The sequence below is a fragment of the Mesorhizobium dulcispinae genome (assembly GCF_033977345.1).
Taxonomy (GTDB): domain Bacteria; phylum Pseudomonadota; class Alphaproteobacteria; order Rhizobiales; family Rhizobiaceae; genus Mesorhizobium; species Mesorhizobium dulcispinae.
Genome location: NZ_JAVIIY010000011.1, coordinates 141342 through 162015 on the forward strand (window position 1 = coordinate 141342; position 20674 = coordinate 162015).

The window sequence follows — 20674 nt, forward strand, 5'->3', positions numbered from 1 at the left end:
GAAGGCCGGAGCGACATCTGATCTCCCCCCTTGTGGGGGAGATGTCCGGCAGGACAGAGGGGGGCGCCGTAGAGCGCTAGCATTTCAATATTCAGAGGTTTTCTTCGCAAAACCGGGATTCGAGGCTCTCGACGCAACGCATGCCGCAACGCTCGCCAAAGCCGGTGGGACAGCGCCCCCCCTCTGGCCTGCCGGCCATCTCCCCCACGAGGGGGGAGATCAGCAGTTCCACCGTCACTGCGTCATCACGGTCTCGGACTGCCGCTTGTTGAAGGCGCACTTGCCGGTCACGTTGTAGAAGAAGTCGGCGTTGCTGACATCGGCCGGCACGGGGTTGCCGCCGTCTTCCCAGGCCTGGTAGCTGGTCTGGTTGCAGGGCACGGCGCTGAAGATGTCGACCGTCTGGCCGGTCGCGACCTCGGGCATGTCGGTCTCGCTGGTGCCGATATAGAGCCGGTTCGAGGTGGCGGCATCGTCCGACTTCAAGGTTTGCGGATTGCCCGAGGGGACGTCCATCTGCAGATAGAGCTTGTCCATCTGGCTGACGTCGATGGCCGCACCTGAGCCGTTGGCCGGGTAGGTGGTGGTCGCGCAGGTGGTGTTGAAGTAGATCGTCTTGCCGGTTCTGCTGTCCTTGGTGGAGCCGGGGATCGACCCGGCCGGCGGATTGGTGAAGGCGGTGGTCGAGCCGGTCGTCGTGCATGTCTGCTGCTGGACCTGCGTCTGCGTGCTTCCGTTCACCGTGTAGACGGATGTTGTTCCGTAGCCCTTCGGCTCGCTCACGGTGTAGCTCTTGTTGCCCACCTTGTAGGTGTATTGATAGGGGACGTATTTGTAGTCGATCTTCATCAGGCTCTGGGCGCTCGTCTGGCCGAACTTGGTGCCGTAGAGATACATGGTCTTGTTCCAGTAGCCCGACACTTTGGTCACCTTGAAATCGGCCTGCGTCAGCGCCGGCGTCTTGCGCACCGAGGAGCCGACGCCGATCTGGACGGACTTGATCCTGGCGATTGCCATGAAATTGGTCGGCATCGGATAGGCCGCCGTGGCGCTGAATGCCGCCGTGCCGTCGGCGGCGACGTCGACGGTGTTGAGCGTCACCGTGCCCTGACCGCTGTTTGCCGCATAAGCCTGCTGCAGCGCCGTCTGGCGGTCGGCCTTCGAGGTCGTGGTCTCCATCGTGGTGATCGACAGGATCGCGGCGTCCAGCGCGTTCTGCATGTTGCTCCTGGTCGTCACCGCCGAGGTGTAGTCGACGGAAAAGCCGACCGCGATCAGCAGCGGGATCGCCAACAGCGCCATCATCGGCATCATCGAGCCGCTTTGGGAGCGGACGAAATCTCTTACGGACGAAAACATTCCTTGACCCCAAACACCGCCGGCAGCACAGCCTGCCTACACCCGAGGGTAGAAATATAGCCTAAAGGGGTGCATGAAAGTTTAAGCGGATTTGAATGTTTGCGCAGAGGCAGGCACAGCCGATCTCCCCCCTTGCGGGGGAGATGCCCGGCAGGGCAGAGGGGGGCGCTGTCCCGCCGGCGTTGCGCACCTGGTTCCTCGCCCACGCCAACGGCGGGGGCGAGGTGTCCGCGAAGCGGACGAAGAGGCGGTCTTCGTGGGGCGCTCCCCCGCTCCGTCTCGGCTTCGCCGAGCCACCTCTCCCCACTCCGTTGGGGCAGGAATCTTCGTCTTGCCGCGTCGCGATCCGTCACACCCCCCTCTGGCCTGCCGGCCATCTCCCCCGCAAGGGGGGAGATCGGCAGTTCCCGCGCCGTGTCCGAAGCCCCCGCCGCTTGCCCCTCAACCCCGCCCCTGCTAAAGCGCGCCGCATGACGACCCCGCTCGACCACATCCGCAATTTCTCCATCGTCGCCCATATCGACCATGGCAAATCCACGCTTGCCGACCGGCTGATCCAGCTCACCGGCGCGCTGGAGGAGCGCGACATGAAGGAGCAGGTGCTGGACTCGATGGACATCGAGCGCGAGCGCGGCATCACCATCAAGGCCCAGACCGTTCGGCTGAACTACCGCGCCAAGAACGGCGAGGATTACGTTCTGAACCTCATCGACACCCCCGGCCATGTCGACTTCGCCTATGAGGTGTCGCGCTCGCTCGCCGCCTGCGAGGGCTCGCTGCTGGTGGTGGACGCCAGCCAAGGCGTCGAGGCGCAGACGCTGGCGAACGTCTACCAGGCCATCGACAACAACCACGAGATCGTCGTGGTGCTGAACAAGGTCGACCTGCCGGCGGCCGAGCCCGAGCGCATCCGCGAGCAGGTGGAGGAGGTGATTGGCCTCGACGCCTCCAATGCGGTGCTGATCTCGGCCAAGACCGGCCTCGGCGTGCCGGACGTGCTGGAGGCGATCGTCCACCAGCTGCCGCCGCCGCGCGAGGGCGACATTGCAGCACCGCTGAAGGCGATGCTGGTCGATAGCTGGTACGACGCCTATCTCGGCGTCATCGTGCTGGTGCGCATCATCGACGGCGTGATGAAGAAGGGCCAGACCATCCGCATGATGGGCACCGGCGCGAAATATCTCGTCGAGCGCACTGGCGTCTTCAAGCCGGCGCGCGTCAATGTCGACGAGCTCGGCCCCGGCGAGTTCGGCTTCTTCACCGGCTCGATCAAGGAAGTGGCCGACACCCGCGTCGGCGACACCATCACCGAGGACCGCCGCCCGACGGCCAAGGCGCTGCCAGGCTTCAAGCCGGCGCAGCCGGTGGTGTTCTGCGGCCTGTTCCCGGTCGACGCCGCCGATTTCGAGGATCTGCGCGCCGCCGTCGGCAAGCTGCGTCTCAACGACGCCTCCTTCTCCTATGAAATGGAGACCTCCGCCGCGCTCGGCTTCGGCTTCCGCTGCGGCTTCCTCGGGCTCCTGCATCTGGAAATCATCCAGGAGCGGCTGGAGCGCGAGTTCAACCTCGACCTCATCGCCACGGCGCCGTCCGTCGTCTACCGCATGAACCTCATCGACGGCACGACGAAGGAACTGCACAACCCGGCCGACATGCCCGACGTGGTCAAGATCGCCTCGATCGAGGAGCCGTGGATCCGCGCCACCATCCTCACGCCCGACGACTATCTCGGCGGCATCCTGAAGCTTTGCCAGGACAGGCGTGGCATCCAGGCCGACCTCTCCTATGTCGGCAAGCGCGCCATGCTCACCTACGACCTGCCGCTCAACGAGGTCGTCTTCGATTTCTACGACCGGTTGAAGTCGATCTCCAAGGGCTACGCCTCCTTCGACTATCATCTGACCAACTATCGCGAGGGCGACCTGGTGAAGATGTCGATCCTGGTCAATGACGAGCCGGTCGACGCTCTATCCATGCTGGTTCACCGCTCGGCCGCCGAAAAGCGCGGCCGCGCCATGTGCGAGAAGCTGAAGGAGCTGATCCCGCAGCACCTGTTCAAGATCCCGATCCAGGCGGCGATCGGCGGCCGCATCATCGCCCGCGAGACCGTCTCGGCGCTGCGCAAGGACGTCACCGCCAAATGCTACGGCGGCGACGTGACCCGCAAGCGCAAGCTGCTCGACAAGCAGAAAGAGGGCAAGAAGCGGATGCGCCAGTTCGGCAAGGTGGATATCCCGCAGGAGGCGTTTATCCAGGCGCTTAAGATGGGCGATTGAGAGGGCGTATCAATGCAACGACGCCTCTTCCTTACTCATAAACGTTGGAAGAATAAATCGCTTTTCTATAGAGCGTTCCATCTCACTTAAATCTAGAGCCATGGAATCTCGGTCAACATATCTATAACGCCATGAGCTAAAGACACGCCCAGGACCTAAAGAACGTTTTGCGTGTCTTACTAGAGCTGTCGCCGTATCGAACTCGCCGAGTAGCGCGTAGGCAAGCCCAAAGCACTGTAAATAGTTTGTTCCGTTGCGGGTGGTATTTCTGTCAAAAAAAGAAACGAAATGCCCCAGTATGTCGTATGATGGGTACTGGTCGCGTCCCCACTCCGCCATCGCAAGATTAAATATCGATGGCACGTCATTGGTGGAGAAAATCGATTGCCGGTCCTCTGCTATAAAGTTAACAGCTTCATCGAATTTACCCAACCCGATGAGCGTAAGTGCCATGTGATTTCGAATATGGCTTCTGACCAATTCGGCGGATGGTTTAGCGATGGCCTTCTCAAAGAGAGGCAGCATTATCTTTAGATCGTTCGTTTCCATCATCATTACCTCAGCAAGGCGCATGAGGTCACTTGGCTCCAAATTTGCCAAAGCCTTTGATGTCTCTGTGGGAACATGCCATTGGGGGTCTATCGAACGCATTGCCTCGATTGCAGACCTAAGCTCTATCGGTCCGGCTGTATGAGAGGAAAGCGCGGCCAGCAGATCAGACTTGGCCTCCGTTGGGCGAGACTGGCTCATCAGGTTAAGTGCTCGACGCAACCGTACGCTAGCGGTGCTATAACCAGCCTGTATTGCGTCGTTTAATGCATTCAACTCGTTTGAAAAATTCCCCAATGACCTGTAAACGGTCGCCAAATTCCACGCCACCTCTCCATCTGAAGAATGAATGCGGCCGATATCGTCAAGTGAATTGATAATCGACGTCTCACCTGCTTGCTCTACGTGCCGCTCGTTGCTGCCCCGAGACCCAGATTGCTCAAGGCGCGTTCTCAGTTTTTGTAAAGCGAATAGAGCACCATCTCTATCCTCGATGTTGAGCTGCACTATGGCCTTCGTCAGTGCTCGGTATTCTTCGGCCAGACGAGATCTAGGTCTAGATAACACGAAGATGTTCTGATCAAGAAGCGACATGCTGTCATAGTGATGGATGACAGAAGAAGCCTCGTCATAACTCAAGCGCTCACCTGCCAACGCCATCATATGTTTTAAGATGCCATCTTCGTCATCGAGATCAGGAACATTAGAGGGGACAAAAAGCAGATCAAGTTGTCGGGATCGATTTGCCGAGGCGATTCGAATCTCGTTTGCAATCGCTTCCAAGCCGTGAATGTTCTGCTCATTTGGGAAAAACATCAGAACGGCAACATCGGCTAACTGCCGAGTGCAAATACCGCCGACATCGGTATACCCAGTGCGACTATCTATCAAAATATAGTCGAAGTGCCGATAGTCGTTCTTTAGCTGTTGTCGAAGGTCCTCGAACAGCAGATAGCCATCGCGATGTTCATAAAGATCTTGCCAATCGATAGATGCAAGCTTTGCTCCGTACATCTCGTCTCTACGACCGGCCGGGAACACCCAAATTGGTCGGTCGGTTCCGTCGATGCTGAGTATGCATTCGAAAACGAACTCGGAAGCGTTGGGAGCTCGAAGAGTCTTGCTAAACTCTGCAACGTAGTCGACCAAGCCAGCGCTATCACCTGAGTTTTGAAACGGCTTATAGGTTGAGATGCCTGGCGCCTCGAGATCGAAGTCCATAATCAAAACGCGCCGCCCGCGTCTAGTTAATTCTGCAGCAGTATTGATAAGAGCCATAGTGCGGCCTACGCCGCCCTTATACGAGTAGAAAGTAATGGTGAACATTACTAAGCGGCCTCAGCCAGTGCTCGCGGTCGGAGCCTGAATAACTTGGCATCCTGTATCGAGCTTTCAGGAAGGTTTGTTCGAAAGGTTGTCTTCAACGATGTGCGACTACCAGCCAAGGCGCTTATGGCGCGGAAGTTCTCCGGCATGCTGAGAAGTCGTAGGTATCGATCGGCTGACAAGTTCTGTATCTGGTTAGCGCTTTCCCATCGTTTGATCGACGCAATGCCAAAGCCACTCAGCTCAGAGAATTGGTCTTGAGACAGGCCGAAGGACTGGCGAATGGCCCTGATATCATTAGGGGTTAGACGACCAAGGTGAGCGCAGACCGCTTCATGCCTCAGCTCTTCAGCTTCTTCCCCAGTAAAACTTGTGCCACACGCATCGCACTTCCAAACGGGAACACTGGCAGCCAATTCAACCCGGTCTTCCCCGGATCCATACAGGAAGCTTTCAACTTGCCACGTCTTGATCGCGGCGCGCTCTCCGCAGAAGTCGCAAATATGAGGATTGTTACTCATCAACATCCCTTTCGCCGTTCGAGCAGAACAAACGAGCTCTCGACGATTGCTATCGTCGGTGGCTGATCTTCGTGGAAACTGCGACCAAGTATTTTGTCGGAGCCGAGCTTTAGCTTCACATAAATGGCTTGGACGGGACCATAGCCAGGTACTTTGAATACAAAGCCCTTTTTTCCCGGGGGGTGATCAAGCATGATCGTTTCAACTCGGCAGCCCTTCTCTAGGCATTGCGCGATGTATTCCCACGCCGAATCATCCGTAAAATAGGCCTCCGGCGATCGGGGATCCCTAAGCGCCCTCGGCTGCCATCTAGTTGGCGCGTCAGGTGTAAATGAGGATCCCCTCGTTCTCCTAGAACGACATCTGGCGATGATCTGCCTTCGGATCTGGGGATCTATGTCTTCAAATCCTCGTCCACGGGACCCTCGCTTAGGCGGTATCAAATGATACCAATGCCGAGATGTCAAGGGTCGCATCGATTTTCTAGGCCTGTGAGCTCAAAGGTAACATTTTTCAATATGGGGATTCCGCCAGCTCCGTCTTTTGGTAACCTCCCCGCTCAGGTATCCTCTCCCCAGCTTGGGGAGACATCACATGCGCTCCACCTCTGATACCGTCGCCGCGATCGGCCTCGCCGTCGGCGGCGCGTTGGGCATGGCGGGCACTTTCGTTGCGAGCGACGCGCTGCGCGAGACGCTCTGGACCATCGACGGCGTGGGCGTCGTCGTCGCGGCGGCGCTGCTCACGATGAAATACCAGCGGCTCGGCAATGACCTCGTCGCGGCCGGCTTCCTCACCTTCCTTGCCGGCGAAAGCCTGCTTCTGGCCGGCAATGCGGCGGGGCTGCAGGCGAGCGTGCCTTCCTATGCCGGCGGCATTGCGCTGTGGGCGGCGGGGCTCGCCATGGTCAGCGCGCAAGCCACCTTCGCGCTCTGGATGCGGCTCACGGCGTTCGTGTCGGCCGTGCTCTTCGTCGTCTCGTCCCTCATGATCCTCTGGGGCGCGCCGCTGCTGCCCACCTCGTCGCCGCTGCCGGCGATCGGCTATCCGTTCCTGGTCCTCACCTTCATCGGCTGGATCTGGACGCTGCTGAAATCGGAACCGTGAGCGGGCGGACATGGCCGCGCCGCTCGAAATCCGCAACAGCCCCACCGGCAAGATCTTTCCGGCCTTCGGGCCGTTCCTGATCGGCGGCATTTTCGGCTTCGGCGCGCTGCAGGGCGTGGCGGCGGGGGCGAATGGCGGTCATGTGCTGTGGATCGCGCTGCTCTCAGTCGCCTGTCTCGGCCTCGGCTTCTTCATCGCGCGCGGCGCCTTCGACACCTCGGTCAAGGTCACCCTGAACAGCCAGGGCTTCCGCGATGCTCGCGCCGGCGATGTGCTGGTGCCGTGGAGCAAGGTGAAGAGCGTTCGCCTCGCCTCCGGCGGCAAGGGCGCGGCGATGCTCAATTTCGAGCTCACCGAGGAGCCGCCGGACGCAATCAAATACGCCGCCGCCAACGCCTTCGGCCTGATGCCCTTCGGCAAGACCATCGTGCATATGGAGATCTCCTCGCTCGACGTGCGCGGGGATGAGATGGTCGATGCGGTGAAGACGTTCGCGCCGCATGTGGTGGTGAGAAGGTAGGGTCTTCGTGGCCTTGCAAATCGCAGACGTTGCAGAATGAGCGGGGCGCCGAAGCTGCTGATCTCCCCCCTTGTGGGGGAGATGTCCGGCAGGGCAGAGGGGGGCGCGAAGGAGCGCAACGTCACAAGGTCAAGGTTCCTCGCCCCCACGAAGTGGGGAGAGGTGGCTCGGCGAAGCCGAGACGGAGAGGGGAGCGCCCTACGAAGGCTCCTGCTCCGTGCACTTCGCGGCCACCGTTCCGGGCGAGCCACGGGTCTCGCCCGTCCTTTGGAGCCCCCGCTTTTGGCGGGGCGAGGAACCCAAGCCTCGATACGCCGGCGGGACAGCGCCCCCCTCTGCCCTGCCGGGCATCTCCCCCACAAGGGGGGAGATTATGCACTCCACCCGTGCTCTACTCCCCTCGGGGACCTCACCATGATTCGCCTCTCGCTCGCCTTCCTTCTCCTCACCACCCCGGCCTTTGCCGCCGACATGTCCGTCTTCGTCCGCAACCAGCGCTCGGACGGCGTGGCGCTGGAGCTGTTCAGCCGCGACAGCGAAAAAGTCTGGCCGGGCGGCGACAAGGTCTTTCTCATCCGGCCGGGGGCGCGAAAATCCGTGCCGATCTCCTGCGAACCCGGCGAGCATATCTGCTGGGGCGCCTGGGTGAACGGCGACGATTCCGTCACCGCCGGCGTCGGCCCCGACAACGACCGGCCCTGCGACACCTGCTGCTTCATCTGCGTGGAGCACTCGACCGAGACGGTCGATCTGGCGGAGTGAGCGGCGGCGCTAATCTCCCCCCTTGAGGGGGAGATGTCGCCAAAGGCGACAGAGGGGGTCGCTGCGCGTCGAGCGCCAACGCCTTGCGCGACGAAAAAAGCGATGTCGGCGATCCACGTGAGACGACCCCCTCTGGCCGCTTCGCGGCCATCTCCCCCTCAAGGGGGGAGATTTGGCGCCTCTTCTCCCGGCCAGCTTGACGCCCTTCCCGCCGCCGCCCTAGCCTCGCCTCTTTCCCAACAGGAGACCCCACCCAAATGGCAGGCACTGTCGAAGGCGAGAAGATCGACGTTTCCTTCAGCGGCAAGCGCTGCATCCATTCGCGCAATTGCGTGCTCGGCAACCCGCATGTCTTCGTGCCCAACGCCTCGGGCGAGTGGATCCACCCGGACGCGGCCAGCGTCGAGAAGGTGGTGGCGCTGGCCGAGAATTGTCCGTCGGGTGCGATCACCTATGCCCGCAAGGATGGCGGGCCGCAGGAGAAGCCGCCGGTGGTCAACACCGTGCGCGTGCGCGAGAACGGCCCGCTGGCGGTCCATGCCGAGATCGTGCTGAACGGCGAGACCTTCCATCGCGCCACGCTCTGCCGCTGCGGCGCCTCGCAGAACAAGCCCTTCTGCGACAACAGCCACATCAAGGCCGGTTTTTCCGCCACCGGCGAGCCGCCGCTGAAGGAGGCGCAGGTGCTGGAAGTGCGGGATGGCCCGCTTGGCGTGACGCCGACCGTCAACGGCCCGCTGAAGCTCGAAGGCAACGCCGAGATCGTCACCGGCACCGGCCACACCATCGCCCGCACCACCAAGGTGTTCCTGTGCCGCTGCGGCCATTCGGCGAACAAGCCGTTTTGCGATGGGAGCCATAAACGGATGGGGTTCGTAGGCTAATCGCGGAGGCGGTGTTCCTTCGCACCCCCCTCTGCCCTGCCGGGCATCTCCCCCTCAAGGGGGGAGATTGGCAGTTCGGTCGCTGGCGCACTTCCTGCAACGCTGGCCATTGGCGAAGGGGCCGATGACATCTGATCTCCCCCCTTGTGGGGGAGATGGCCGGCAGGCCAGAGGGGGGTGCTGTCCCGCCGGCGCTTCAGCAAATCTTCGGTGCCGCGCCAACCTTGGCCCACCTCTCCTGCCTTTATCCGCCAGCCCGTATCGGCTAAGGCAGGCGACAAAAATCCCCGGACCTTTCCATGACCGCCAAATCCCACCCCCTCTTCCTCGGCATCGACACCGGCGGCACCTATACCGATGCCGTGCTGTGGTCGGAGCAAGGTGGGCCCCTCGATACGCCGAACAAAGGCAAGGTGCTGGCCAAGGCTAAGGCGCTAACCACCAGGCACGATCTCGCCGTCGGCATTTCCGGCGCGGTCGATGCTGTGCTGGAGACAGCCGGCACCGACCCGGCGGCGATCAAGCTTGTCTCGATGTCCACCACCCTTGCCACCAACGCGCTGGTCGAAGGCCAGGGCGGCCGCGTGGCGCTGGTCATGATCGGCTTTTCCGAGGCCGACCTTGCCCGCGACGGGCTGAAGACGGCGCTCGGCACCGATCCGGTGGTGTTCTGCCCCGGCGGCCATGACGTACACGGCAATGCGGCAAAACTCGACCTTTCCGGCCTCGAGGCGGCGCTGCCGGAGCTTGGGCGTTCGGTGTCGGGCTTTGCCGTCTGCGCCTATTTCGCCACGCGCAACCCGGCGCATGAGCTTGCGGCCCGCGACCTGATCCGGGAGAAGACCGGCCTGCCGGTCACCGCCAGCCATGAATTGTCGGCCAAGCTCGGCGGCCCGCGCCGCGCGCTCACCACGCTGCTCAACGCAAGGCTGATCTCGATGATCGACCGGCTGGTGGCGGCGACCGAAGGCTTTCTCACTAAGCGGGGCATCGCGGCACCCTTGATGGTGGTGCGCGGCGACGGCGCGCTGGTGTCGGCGGCCTTCGCCCGCCAGCGGCCGATCGAGACTATTTTGTCCGGCCCGGCCGCCAGCCTGGTCGGCGCGCGCCATATGACTGGCCTCGACGATGCCATGGTCTCCGACATCGGCGGCACAACCACCGACGTCGCGGTGCTGGACAGCGGCCGCCCGCGCCTCGATCCCGAAGGCGCCACCGTCGGCGGCTTCCGCACCATGGTCGAGGCGGTCGCCATGCGCACTTTCGGCCTCGGCGGCGACTCCGAAGTGGCGCTGGAGGACGGGGCGCTCGACCCGAAGATCCTGCTCGGACCGCGCCGCCTGGTGCCGCTGGCGCTGGCCGGCATGGCGCATGGCGAGGCCGTCACCGCCGAGCTGGAGCGCCAGCTGCGCGCGCCGAATCCCGGCCGCATGGACGGGCGCTTTGCCGTACGCACCGGCGTGCCGGACCGGCTTGCCGCCGGCCTCACCGCGCCGGAGGCAAAGCTCTACGAGGCGATCGGCCCTGTCCCGCTGACGCTCGACCGGCTGCTCTCGTCGAATGCCCAGAACGCAACGCTGAACCGCCTGGTGGCGCGTGGCCTGGTGCATATCTGCGGCTTCACGCCCTCGGATGCCGCCCATGTGCTCGGCAAGCAGGCCAACTGGGACCCCTCCGCCGCGCGCCTCGGCGCCGAGCTGTTTTCCCGCCGGCGCGACGGCCGCGGCCAGGCGATCGCGGCGACGCCGGAGGCGCTCGCCGAGCGCGTGCTCATCACGCTGACGCGCTGGTCGGCCGAATATATCCTCGAGACCGCCTTCGCCGAGGACGGGCTGGACGGTGCCGCCACTGTTGCCCATGCGCTGGTGCAGCGCGCGGTCGACGCGCATCCGGGCATTGTCCGCGTCAGCGTCGCGCTCGACCGTCCGGTCATCGGCCTCGGCGCCTCCGCGCCGCTGCATTATGCCGGCCTGCCGCCGCTGGTCGGCAATGGCTGCATCGTGCCGGAGGATACAGACGTCGCCAACGCGCTCGGCGCCGTGGTCGGCCAGGTGCGAGTCTCGGCCGAGGCCCGTGTCAGCCAGCCGAGGGAAGGCCTCTTCCGCCTGGCATCGGGGCAAACGGTGCGCGACTTCACCGACGAGGCGGCGGCGATTGCGGCAGCGGAAGTTGATGTGCGGGCGATCGTTGCCGAACGCGCCAGGGACGCCGGCACCGACAGCGCCGAGATCGACGTCTCCACCGAATTCCGCGTCTCCACCGTCGAGGACCAGCGCATGTTCATCGAGGCGCATGTGGTGGCGGTGGCCTCGGGACGGCCGCGGATTGCGGTGTGAAGGGAGCCTCTTCCTTCTCCCCGTTTTACGGGGAGAAGGTGCCCGAAGGGCGGATGAGGGGCAGCGCCAGCCAACGCAGTTTCACTATATTGCCAGCTCGCACAACGCCGCGCCGCCCCTCATCTGGCTGCCGCCATCTTCTCCCCGTGAACGGGGAGAAGGACGCCGTCACCGCCGACTTCGCCAACTTGCCCAAATGCCCTACTTCACCTTAAGCCGAATTGACCGTTGAACCCCGACATGCCAAAGGCCCCAGGCCGGCAACAGCCGGCAAAGCGGGATATCTGGAGACGTGCTGATGACCGACCGCATCGAGATCGCCGGGTTGCGGATCGCCCGGGAGCTCCATGACTTCGTGGCCGAGGAGGCAGCAGTCGGCACCGGCATCGACCCGGCTCAATTCTGGGACGGCGTCTCGGCCATCGTCCACGATCTGGCGCCGAAGAACCGCGCCCTGCTCGCCAAACGCGACGCCATGCAGGAGAAGCTCGACGACTGGTATCGCGCCAACGGCGCGCCGCTCGACATGGAGGGTTACAAGGCTTTCCTCAAGGGGATCGGCTATCTCGTGCCGGAAGGCCCGGCCTTCAGCGTCAGCACGCAGAATGTCGATCCGGAGATCGCCGTCGTCGCCGGGCCGCAGCTCGTCGTGCCGGTGATGAACGCGCGCTATGCGCTCAACGCCGCCAACGCGCGCTGGGGCTCGCTCTATGATGCGCTCTACGGCACCGACGCCATTCCCGAGACCGGCGGTGCCGAGAGGGGCAAAGGTTTCAACCCGACGCGCGGCGCCAAGGTCATCGCCTGGGCAAGGGATTTCCTCGATCAGTCCGTACCGCTGACCACCGGCAAATGGGCCGGCGTCAACGGGCTCTCGGTGGCGAATGGCGCGCTGAAGGTGGGCGAGGGCGCCGGCGCCAGCACGCTTGCCGATCCGAAACAATTCGTCGGCTATCGCGGCGATGCCGCCACGCCGGAAGCCGTGCTCCTGGTGAAGAACGGCCTGCATATCGAGATCGTCATCGACCGCGCCAGCGGGATCGGCAAGACCGACGCGGCCGGCATCGCCGATGTCGTCCTCGAGGCCGCCTTGACCACCATCCAGGACTGCGAGGATTCGGTCGCCGCCGTCGATGCCGAGGACAAGGTCGTCGTCTATCGCAACTGGCTCGGCCTGATGAAGGGCGACCTCGCCGAAGAGATCACCAAGGCCGGCAAGACTTTTGTCCGCACCCTCAACCCGGACCGCCGCTACACGGCGCCGAATGGCGGCCAGCTGCTGCTGCCCGGCCGCTCGCTGATGCTGGTGAGAAACGTCGGCCACCTGATGACCAATCCGGCAATCTTGGATCGCGACGGCAACGAGGTGCCGGAAGGCATCATGGACGCCGCGCTCACCGCGCTGATCGCGCTGCACGATGTCGGCGTCAACGGCCGCCGCGCCAATTCCCGCGCCGGCTCGATGTATGTGGTGAAGCCCAAGATGCACGGGCCCGACGAGGTCGCCTTCGCCGTCGAGATTTTCGACCGCGTCGAGGGGCTGCTCGGCATGCCGAAGAACACCATCAAGATGGGCATCATGGACGAGGAGCGGCGCACCACCGTCAACCTCAAGGAAGCGATCCGCGCGGCGAAGGAGCGCGTGGTGTTCATCAACACCGGCTTCCTCGACCGCACCGGCGACGAGATCCACACCTCGATGGAAGCCGGCCCGATGATCCGCAAGGGCGACATGAAGCAGGCCGCCTGGATTTCCGCCTATGAGGCCTGGAATGTCGACATCGGGCTCGAATGCGGGCTTTCCGGCCACGCGCAGATCGGCAAGGGCATGTGGGCGATGCCCGACCTGATGGCGGCGATGCTGGAACAGAAGATCGCGCATCCCAAGGCCGGCGCCAACACCGCCTGGGTGCCCTCGCCGACGGCGGCGACGCTGCACGCCACCCACTACCACAAGGTCGACGTGCACGCCGTGCAGGCGGCGCTGAAGAGCCGGCCGAAGGCGAAGCTCGACGACATTCTGTCCGTGCCGGTCGCCGTGCGGCCGAACTGGACGCCGGACGAGATCCAGCGCGAGCTCGACAACAACGCGCAAGGGATTCTCGGCTATGTCGTGCGCTGGATCGACCAGGGCGTCGGCTGCTCGAAAGTGCCCGATATCAACGATGTCGGCCTGATGGAGGACCGCGCCACGCTGCGCATTTCCTCGCAGCACATCGCCAATTGGCTGCACCACAAGGTGTGCTCGGAAATCCAGGTCAGGGATTCGCTGCAGCGCATGGCGGCGATCGTCGACCGCCAGAATGTCGGCGATCCGCTCTATCGCCCGATGGCGCCAGACTTCGACAAGTCAGTCGCCTTCCAGGCCGCCTGCGACCTGGTGTTCAAGGGGACAAACCAGCCCAACGGCTATACGGAGCCGGTGCTGCACGCGCGGCGGCTGGAGCTGAAGGCGAACGAGCGGGCGGAGTAAAGCGCGACTACGGCTCTTGCGCCACCTACCTCGTGCGAAGTGAACGCCAGGTCGTCTCACGCGCTGCCGCCACTTCTACCTGCTTTAGATTTCAGTTGCTACTAAAGTAAAAATAGAGCAACGTCTATAGTCGGGAGATCTAGGGGCGGGGCAGAAGATGCGAAAGGTATTTATCGTTGCAGCAGTGATTGCCTTAGTCGCGCAAGGTTGTGCATCTGCATCTTTCAGGGACCTAAAGCCGATAAGTCAGACCGATATATATAAGGTTGTCGCGGAAGTAAAACGGCAGATCAGTATCTATACGGCATATCAACGTTCACCCTTCGGATACCCTTCCGTAATTGCAAATTCACGCACCAAGGTTTGCGGCAACGGCCTACTCGGCTTTGATTTAGTTTCTGTCAAAATGGAACTGCTTTCGACATCGGAAGGCACGGTAAGCGCAGGCGTTGCTTTAAGCCCGGTACCTGTGGGTAGTGCGGCTGTTGGAGGCAATGTTGGAGCGAGCCAAGTGACTACCGATAGCCAGGTTCTCCTCATCCAGGAAGAGGTATCGCCGAGCAGCAAGCCGGTGGACTATCAGCCAGGCGCGCTCGAAAAGGCTCCAATAGCCAAAGCCATGGTCAATTTGTGGAGCGCCGCCCTACAGAGCGGCGACGATTCCAGTGACATTTGTTTGAAGTTGAAGCAGGGCTCGACCGATGCCAATACGTTCAAGATGTCTATCAATGTCGTCAAGGACGTCAACGGTAAGGTCAGCGTGAGCCTCGCTCCCGTTACACTCACGGGAGGCGGTGAGTTCAAGAGCACAACCGGCAACACGATCACTGTAAAGTTCGAGCCGCATGACTTCAGCAAGGTTCTTCCGCCCCGTCCGCCACCATGCCGCCCGAGAGACCCGCGTCCGGAATGCCAAAAGCATTTCATCCCAGCCTGAAGGGCATTCTGATTACGCCGCCTGCGCCATCCGTTCCGCGCTCATCCGATAGGAGATCGCTTCGGCCAGATGGATGCGGCCGACGGTCTCGCTGGCGTCGAGGTCGGCGAGCGTACGCGCCACTTTCAGCACGCGGTGATAGGCCCGCGCCGAGAAGGCGAGCTTTTCGCTGGCGTCCTTGAGCAATGTCAGTCCGGCGGCGTCGGGCCTAGCGATCTCCTCGATGATCGCCGGCGGGCAGTGCGCGTTGGTGGTGGCGGCGGCACCCAGCTTCTCCAGCCGCTCGCGCTGCATGGTGCGGGCGCGGGCCACGCGCTGCGCCACCGCCGCGCTCGTCTCGGCCTTGTCCGGCCGGATCAGGTCGCTTGCCGACACTGCCGGCACTTCGATCCTCAGGTCGATGCGGTCGAGCAGCGGGCCGGAAATGCGCGCCTGGTATTCGGTGCGGCAGCGGTCGCCGCGCAGGCAGCGATAGCCGGGCTCGCCCGACATGCCGCAGCGGCACGGGTTCATCGCCGCCACCAGCTGGATGCGCGCCGGATAGGTGACGCGGTGGTTGGCGCGCGCGATCACGCAATCGCCGGTCTCGAGCGGCTGGCGCAACGCGTCGAGCGTCTGCGGCGTGAATTCCGGGAATTCGTCGAGGAACAGCACGCCGTGATGGGCAAGCGACACTTCGCCCGGCCTCGCCCGCAAGCCGCCGCCCACCATCGCCGCCATCGAGGCGGAGTGGTGCGGGGCGCGGAACGGCCGCCGGTCGGTGAGCTTGCCTTCGCCAAGCTCGCCCGCGACGGAGGCGATCATCGAGACTTCGAGCAGCTCCTTCGGCGCCAGCGGCGGCAGGATCGAGGGCAGCCTTTGCGCCAGCATCGACTTGCCCGAGCCTGGCGGTCCGACCATCAGGAGATTGTACCAGATTAAATTCCTTAATAATGCACACCATCAACATAATGTAGAATATTAAATTCAAATGCGGCGGTTGGAAATTGACATCATTGTAGGGTATTAAGTCGCGCCAAATCGGAGGTTCACCTGAAAAAACCGCTCGCCTATTCCTATGTCCGCATGTCGACCGACATCCAGCTTAAGGGCGACAGTTTGCGACGACAGACTGAGAGGTCCAAGCAGTACGCAGTCGAGCATGATCTCGAGCTAGTCGAAGACTTCAGGCTAGAGGATATCGGCGTTTCTGCATTCAAGGGCGACAACGTCTCCTCGGGCGCCCTTGGAAAATTCCTAGATGCGGTGAAGGCAGGCAGGATTCAAAAGGGCTCATACCTTCTTGTGGAGTCTTTTGACCGCCTTTCCCGCCAAAAACTTAATGCCTCGGTCTCTCTGTTCTTCGACATCACCTCGAACGGAATCAATCTCGTCACCCTGTCTGACAACCAGCTTTATAAGGCAGGAGAAGCAGAATTTGCGCAGCTGATCATGTCGATCGTCGTGATGGCACGTGCAAATGAAGAATCGGAGATGAAAAGCCAGCGGCTTTCCGCTGCCTGGGACGCCAAACGAAGGGCTGTAGGTGAAAAGAAGCTTACTGGTCTTTGCCCTGCATGGCTGGAGCTGTCAGAGGACCGCAAAGGTTTTCATGTCATCGATGATCGGGCACAAGTTGTCAGACGTATTTTCGAGGACAGTGCCAGCGGCCAAGGATCATTCGTCATTACGCGGCGGCTGAACGATTCCGGAGTCCCGGCATTCGGGAGATCAACCGGATGGGTACAGTCATACGTCACCAAGATTCTCCAGGCCCGGGCGGTCCTTGGTGAGTTCCAACCACATACTAAGCAGAACGGAAGACGGGTTCCGCTCGGTGATCCGATGCCAGACTATTACCCACAAATCGTCGACGAGGACTTGTTTCTTCGAGCACAATTTGCCCGGGGGAAGCGCAAGGTCGAAGGCGGAGGACGCAAGGGAGAGGCGCTGCGCAACCTATTTACCCATCTGGCGACATGCGGGTACTGCGGCTCTCCCATGCATTTCCTGAACAAGGGCGTCGGCCCGGGAGGTGGGACTTATCTGAAATGTAGTCATGCCCTGCGCGGACTGAATTGTGTTCCGACGGCCTGGCGTTACCAGGATTTTGAAAGGTCGTTCTTCCTGTTCGTCAAAGAGATCGATCTGGCCGAGATGTTCCGGGCGTCGTCGCAGAAGTCCGAAGTGCTGATCCTGGACGAACGTTCAGTCGCGTTGGCCGAAAAAAAGAGCGAACTGGAGCTGAAGCGAGAACGGACATATGCATTGATCGACGACGGCGCGATTTCGGTTGAGTTCCTGACGACCAAATTGCGGGAATGCGAAGCAGACTTGGCTTCGGTCGAGCAGCAGATAGCGGACGTTGATCGTCAGCGGCGGGAAATTCGCGAGCAGCAGTCGATTTCACCGGATGAGCTACGGCTCTTGATCGACCAGCTCCAAAAGATGGAAGGTTCTGAGGCGATTTCACAGCGCTCGATGCTGGCAGCAAGGCTCCGCGAAATCGTCACCGATCTCAAATTGGAGGTCGAAGGTTCGCTACCTCGGCAAGACAAAGCTGCTGCCCTCCTGGATGCCGCGGACATCGATATCCAAGATCGCAACCAGATCTTGGATCTCATCGAGCAATCCGATCGACAGGCACAGCGGTACAACAGAAGCTTTAGCGTGGTTCTGGCAGACGGCGTGTCTCGGCGGGTCGTCCTGAAAAGCGATGATCCGGCAAGCTTCATCGCCGAGGTTCTCGTCGACAAAGACGGCGCAATCTCGGGCAGTGATCGAGGGATGCCAATTGGCTGGTCTGACGGGTGGGACAACGTATTCGACGAGCCTGCTAGGGCCGAGTGACACGAGATTTCCTACCCAAGCTGAGAGCACTCGCGATCCCATCCCATAAATAGCCGGTCCGGTTGCCCGGCTATCTTTCTCAGAACCTCCAGAACCGCCTTTCACCTCGCTTTTCACTTTTCCCATTTCGAAATCGGTTTTCGACCCGCGCCGACGGCTTATCCTCGCACGACCTCGAACACCCAAATCCGTTTCCCCCACCAAATCTGATGGGTCTATATCCCTTTGAAAGAAGCCACCCACATGCATCAAGCCGTCTCAAATCCATCTCCAACGACCATCACACAGCAATATGCATCGTGGTTCGATGAGAGGATCGGTCAGTTCATCAAACAGCATAAAGGGAGGTTCGATTCCGTCTCGACATTCAAGAAACGGAATGGGTTGTTGATCACGCTTTCATTCGATCACAGCCGTCGCAATCAGCGGCATGAAGGTTCCGCCTCGATCGACATCCTCAAGGCGAAATCAGAGCTGGATACGTTCACCGACCTTTACAACTACCTGTGTCGGCAACTGATAGGACGGAACTACCATCGACCATGGTTCGATCCTCTAAGACCGCTAGCGATCGGTTGCCTGGACATGAATGGATCGAGATATTGGAGGTCGATAGGAGCGCTAGAAAACCCTCATATCCATTCGATCTGGATTTTCACCGATCAGGTTCGGGAAGGGTTTCAAAAACTTATCGCCGACAAGGAACGGTTCCTAGCCTTCAAGGAACGGTTCTCATTAAGGGAGATGGATATCCAGGCTCTCGACCATGACCATCGAAATTTGACGGGTGAGGGTCGTGCAACTTCGTACATGGCGAAGTTCATAGGGCACAACAATTCCGAGCTTTTGGTAGGCGACGATTTCAGGGTGCTGCCGACGAGCAAGGACGCATCCGGCTGAGACCGAGTCAATCGTCTTTCCATTCGAACCGCTCTTTGAGCCCGTTGAGGTGAGTGAATTTAATTATGCCATTGTGTTGTAGCATGCCCACAACGATGCCTGGATGAATCCCAACAGAGTGCGAGAATTCCACCACGTCTTTTTCCGATCGGGGTTTTGTGGCTTTGAACTCTGCAAAACGCTGGGTTCCAACGAGAACATCCTCGGCCCATGAGTCAGCTTCATCCTCAACGCCATCACCCTCGCCTCCCTTGTCATCAGCGAATGAGCGACCTTTGTGCAAAACGATGTGAGCGGCCTCGTGGAAGAACGTCCACCAGAAGTGATCATTGCTCTTCATTCTAAGAGACATCTGGATGATCGCACGGTCGCCCTCGATCCATCGAGCTGATCCAAATAGGCGCGTCTTAGTGATCGGCTTTTCAAGGACGAAAGCGACGCCGGCAGCCCTGCAGAGTTCGTACATGCGAGGTTCAAAAACATCCGGCTGTGTGACCGTAAGATCGCGAATTTCGTGAACCGCGGTGATGAACCGATGTGAATCGTACGCATCGAGATTCATGCTGCGTGCCTTATGCTCTCCGAGGATAAGCCAAGCCGCGACATGGAAATGGTCGGTGTTAAACGCTCTGGACTGCCGATGGTGCACAGCAAGGCTATCGAACCTAGCTTGCATGGCATGAGGACTTCCAATTCCGATGAATTTAAGCAAATCCTCTAAGAGCCGCGAAATATCCCTTGTGGGACGCAGCACACCACGGTCAACAAGCTCCTTCACGGGGAAGCAGCTGACGAAATCCGATGCCTCATCAAGCTGCTTCTCTTTGGCAAGCCTGGCCTGGTGGAGATCCCAATTGGATTGAAGGGAAGTCCAGATACTCGCCTTCATTCCAAGCACCCGCTCAAGCTTAAGCGCGGTCTCGGCCGTCACGGGATTGCTTCCATTGATAATTGTGCTGACAAGCTTGGGCGTCATGTCAGCTAGTCGAGCAAACTCAGCTTGATTCCACCCACGACTCTCAATGTACTCAGCCAAATGGTCACCGGGATGAGTTGCCCAATCCGGTGACCATTCTCTGTCCGCAACCGTCTTTACACCGTCCATCGTATTCTACCCTATCTGCGCGCTCTTCTTCTTACTTATGCGCGCCCTGTGTTTTCTCGGGACTCAGCTCAGTGGTAGTCCACAACACCCACAAGGGTGATCGCAGTTACCTTGGCCAAATCGACACCTCCATCCTCCTTTAGGGGAACTGGATCGTGATCTGGTTTGAAGATCAGACGCCAGTTCCCAGTGATATCCACGGCGAAGCAACCTTCCCAGTCGCCGTTTAGTTGATGGCGCCGAGGAGGTGGATCGTGGGGAACGTCAGCAAGGCACTCGGCAGCAGCTAGCACATCCAACCGCATCTGAATGCGCTTTGCTTTATCTCCGAACGCCTTTAGTAGCTCAACACTCGAGTTGAGCTGACGGCGGAGTTTGTTGTTTTCATACGTGAATTCCATTTCCCGCCGCCGAATTACCCATTAGGTAACGAACTTGATATTACGTGACAGGTAACACATCGCCGCGACGTTGGGAAGCCCTGGAACTGCGTTCGCCCTTCTGGTCTGGCGGCCCGGCTGTAAGCGGCCGCCCAGACAGATATTTTTGGCGGCTCGACGTAGGCCTCTGGAAACTCGGCCCTAGGCTCACTAGCTAAAGCGCATAAGGAACGGAGGGGCAGGTTGGATACATCTAACGAGAAAGACGAGTTCACCAACGGTCCCAGCCGTCAGGTTGTTCCAATCCTCGTGGATGACCTTCCGCGTTTTTTACCCGCCACGTCTGCCAAGCCCCCCAGTTAGTCGTCTTGGATCTGAAATATCATTGGCGCCGACCAGTTCGCGTCTCG

Annotated in this window: 15 protein-coding genes and 1 pseudogene; 10 read left to right on the forward strand and 6 right to left on the reverse strand. The window is 60.7% G+C overall.

Going from position 1 to position 20674, the window contains the following annotated elements; genetic code table 11:
• Positions 1-234: 234 nt before the first annotated feature.
• Positions 235-1359, reverse strand: coding sequence for a TadE/TadG family type IV pilus assembly protein (locus RFN30_RS22990; protein WP_320264373.1), 1125 nt, complete (start codon positions 1357-1359; stop codon positions 235-237).
• A gap of 470 nt (positions 1360-1829) precedes the next feature.
• On the opposite strand from RFN30_RS22990, the gene lepA reads away from it, so the two are divergent.
• Positions 1830-3635 carry a translation elongation factor 4 gene (gene lepA / locus RFN30_RS22995; RefSeq protein WP_320264374.1) on the forward strand — a complete coding sequence of 602 codons (1806 nt, stop codon included), beginning with the start codon at positions 1830-1832 and terminating at the stop codon, positions 3633-3635.
• A gap of 9 nt (positions 3636-3644) precedes the next feature.
• On the opposite strand, the gene RFN30_RS23000 is transcribed toward lepA, so the two are convergent.
• Both RFN30_RS23000 and RFN30_RS32430 read right to left on the reverse strand, forming a co-directional pair.
• On the reverse strand, positions 3645-5510 hold the full coding sequence (locus RFN30_RS23000) for a tetratricopeptide repeat protein (protein WP_320264375.1): 1866 nt from the start codon (positions 5508-5510) through the stop codon (positions 3645-3647).
• A 2-nt stretch (positions 5511-5512) separates the two neighbouring features.
• Positions 5513-6037 (reverse strand): type II TA system antitoxin MqsA family protein, encoded by a 525-nt coding sequence (locus RFN30_RS32430; RefSeq protein WP_430699077.1) that lies wholly within the window; start codon positions 6035-6037, stop codon positions 5513-5515.
• A gap of 588 nt (positions 6038-6625) precedes the next feature.
• On the opposite strand from RFN30_RS32430, the gene RFN30_RS23005 reads away from it, so the two are divergent.
• The 7 genes from RFN30_RS23005 (at position 6626) to RFN30_RS23035 (ending at position 15050) form a co-directional block, all read left to right on the forward strand.
• A complete protein-coding gene (locus RFN30_RS23005; protein WP_320264376.1) occupies positions 6626-7138 on the forward strand; it encodes a hypothetical protein in 513 nt (170 codons plus the stop codon).
• Between the two features lie 10 nt (positions 7139-7148).
• On the forward strand, positions 7149-7658 hold the full coding sequence (locus RFN30_RS23010) for a hypothetical protein (protein WP_320264377.1): 510 nt from the start codon (positions 7149-7151) through the stop codon (positions 7656-7658).
• Positions 7659-8072: 414 nt separating this feature from the next.
• Positions 8073-8420: a hypothetical protein gene (locus tag RFN30_RS23015; RefSeq protein ID WP_320264378.1), complete on the forward strand. Its 348-nt coding sequence runs from the start codon at positions 8073-8075 to the stop codon at positions 8418-8420.
• Positions 8421-8677: 257 nt separating this feature from the next.
• A complete protein-coding gene (locus RFN30_RS23020; RefSeq protein WP_320264379.1) occupies positions 8678-9304 on the forward strand; it encodes a CDGSH iron-sulfur domain-containing protein in 627 nt (208 codons plus the stop codon).
• 299 nt (positions 9305-9603) lie between these two features.
• A complete protein-coding gene (locus RFN30_RS23025) occupies positions 9604-11640 on the forward strand; it encodes a hydantoinase/oxoprolinase N-terminal domain-containing protein (protein ID WP_320264380.1) in 2037 nt (678 codons plus the stop codon).
• Positions 11641-11938: 298 nt separating this feature from the next.
• Entirely contained in the window at positions 11939-14113 is a 2175-nt protein-coding gene (locus RFN30_RS23030) for a malate synthase G (RefSeq protein ID WP_320264381.1), read from the forward strand.
• 157 nt (positions 14114-14270) lie between these two features.
• Positions 14271-15050 (forward strand): hypothetical protein, encoded by a 780-nt coding sequence (locus tag RFN30_RS23035; protein WP_320264382.1) that lies wholly within the window; start codon positions 14271-14273, stop codon positions 15048-15050.
• Between the two features lie 12 nt (positions 15051-15062).
• Here RFN30_RS23035 and RFN30_RS23040 read toward each other — a convergent pair.
• A pseudogene (locus RFN30_RS23040) lies at positions 15063-15962 on the reverse strand (YifB family Mg chelatase-like AAA ATPase); the annotation flags it as partial.
• 120 nt (positions 15963-16082) lie between these two features.
• Here RFN30_RS23040 and RFN30_RS23045 point away from each other — a divergent pair.
• Together RFN30_RS23045 and RFN30_RS23050 are read left to right on the forward strand one after the other, a co-directional pair.
• Entirely contained in the window at positions 16083-17879 is a 1797-nt protein-coding gene (locus RFN30_RS23045; protein ID WP_320264439.1) for a recombinase family protein, read from the forward strand.
• A 243-nt stretch (positions 17880-18122) separates the two neighbouring features.
• Positions 18123-18779 (forward strand): hypothetical protein, encoded by a 657-nt coding sequence (locus RFN30_RS23050; RefSeq protein WP_320264383.1) that lies wholly within the window; start codon positions 18123-18125, stop codon positions 18777-18779.
• A gap of 7 nt (positions 18780-18786) precedes the next feature.
• On the opposite strand, the gene RFN30_RS23055 is transcribed toward RFN30_RS23050, so the two are convergent.
• Both RFN30_RS23055 and RFN30_RS23060 read right to left on the reverse strand, forming a co-directional pair.
• Complete coding sequence (locus RFN30_RS23055) at positions 18787-19884, reverse strand: HigA family addiction module antitoxin (protein ID WP_320264384.1); 1098 nt, start codon at positions 19882-19884, stop codon at positions 18787-18789.
• A 68-nt stretch (positions 19885-19952) separates the two neighbouring features.
• Positions 19953-20285, reverse strand: a complete 333-nt coding sequence (locus tag RFN30_RS23060; RefSeq protein ID WP_320264385.1) for a type II toxin-antitoxin system RelE/ParE family toxin — start codon at positions 20283-20285, stop codon at positions 19953-19955.
• Between the last annotated feature and the right edge of the window lie 389 nt (positions 20286-20674).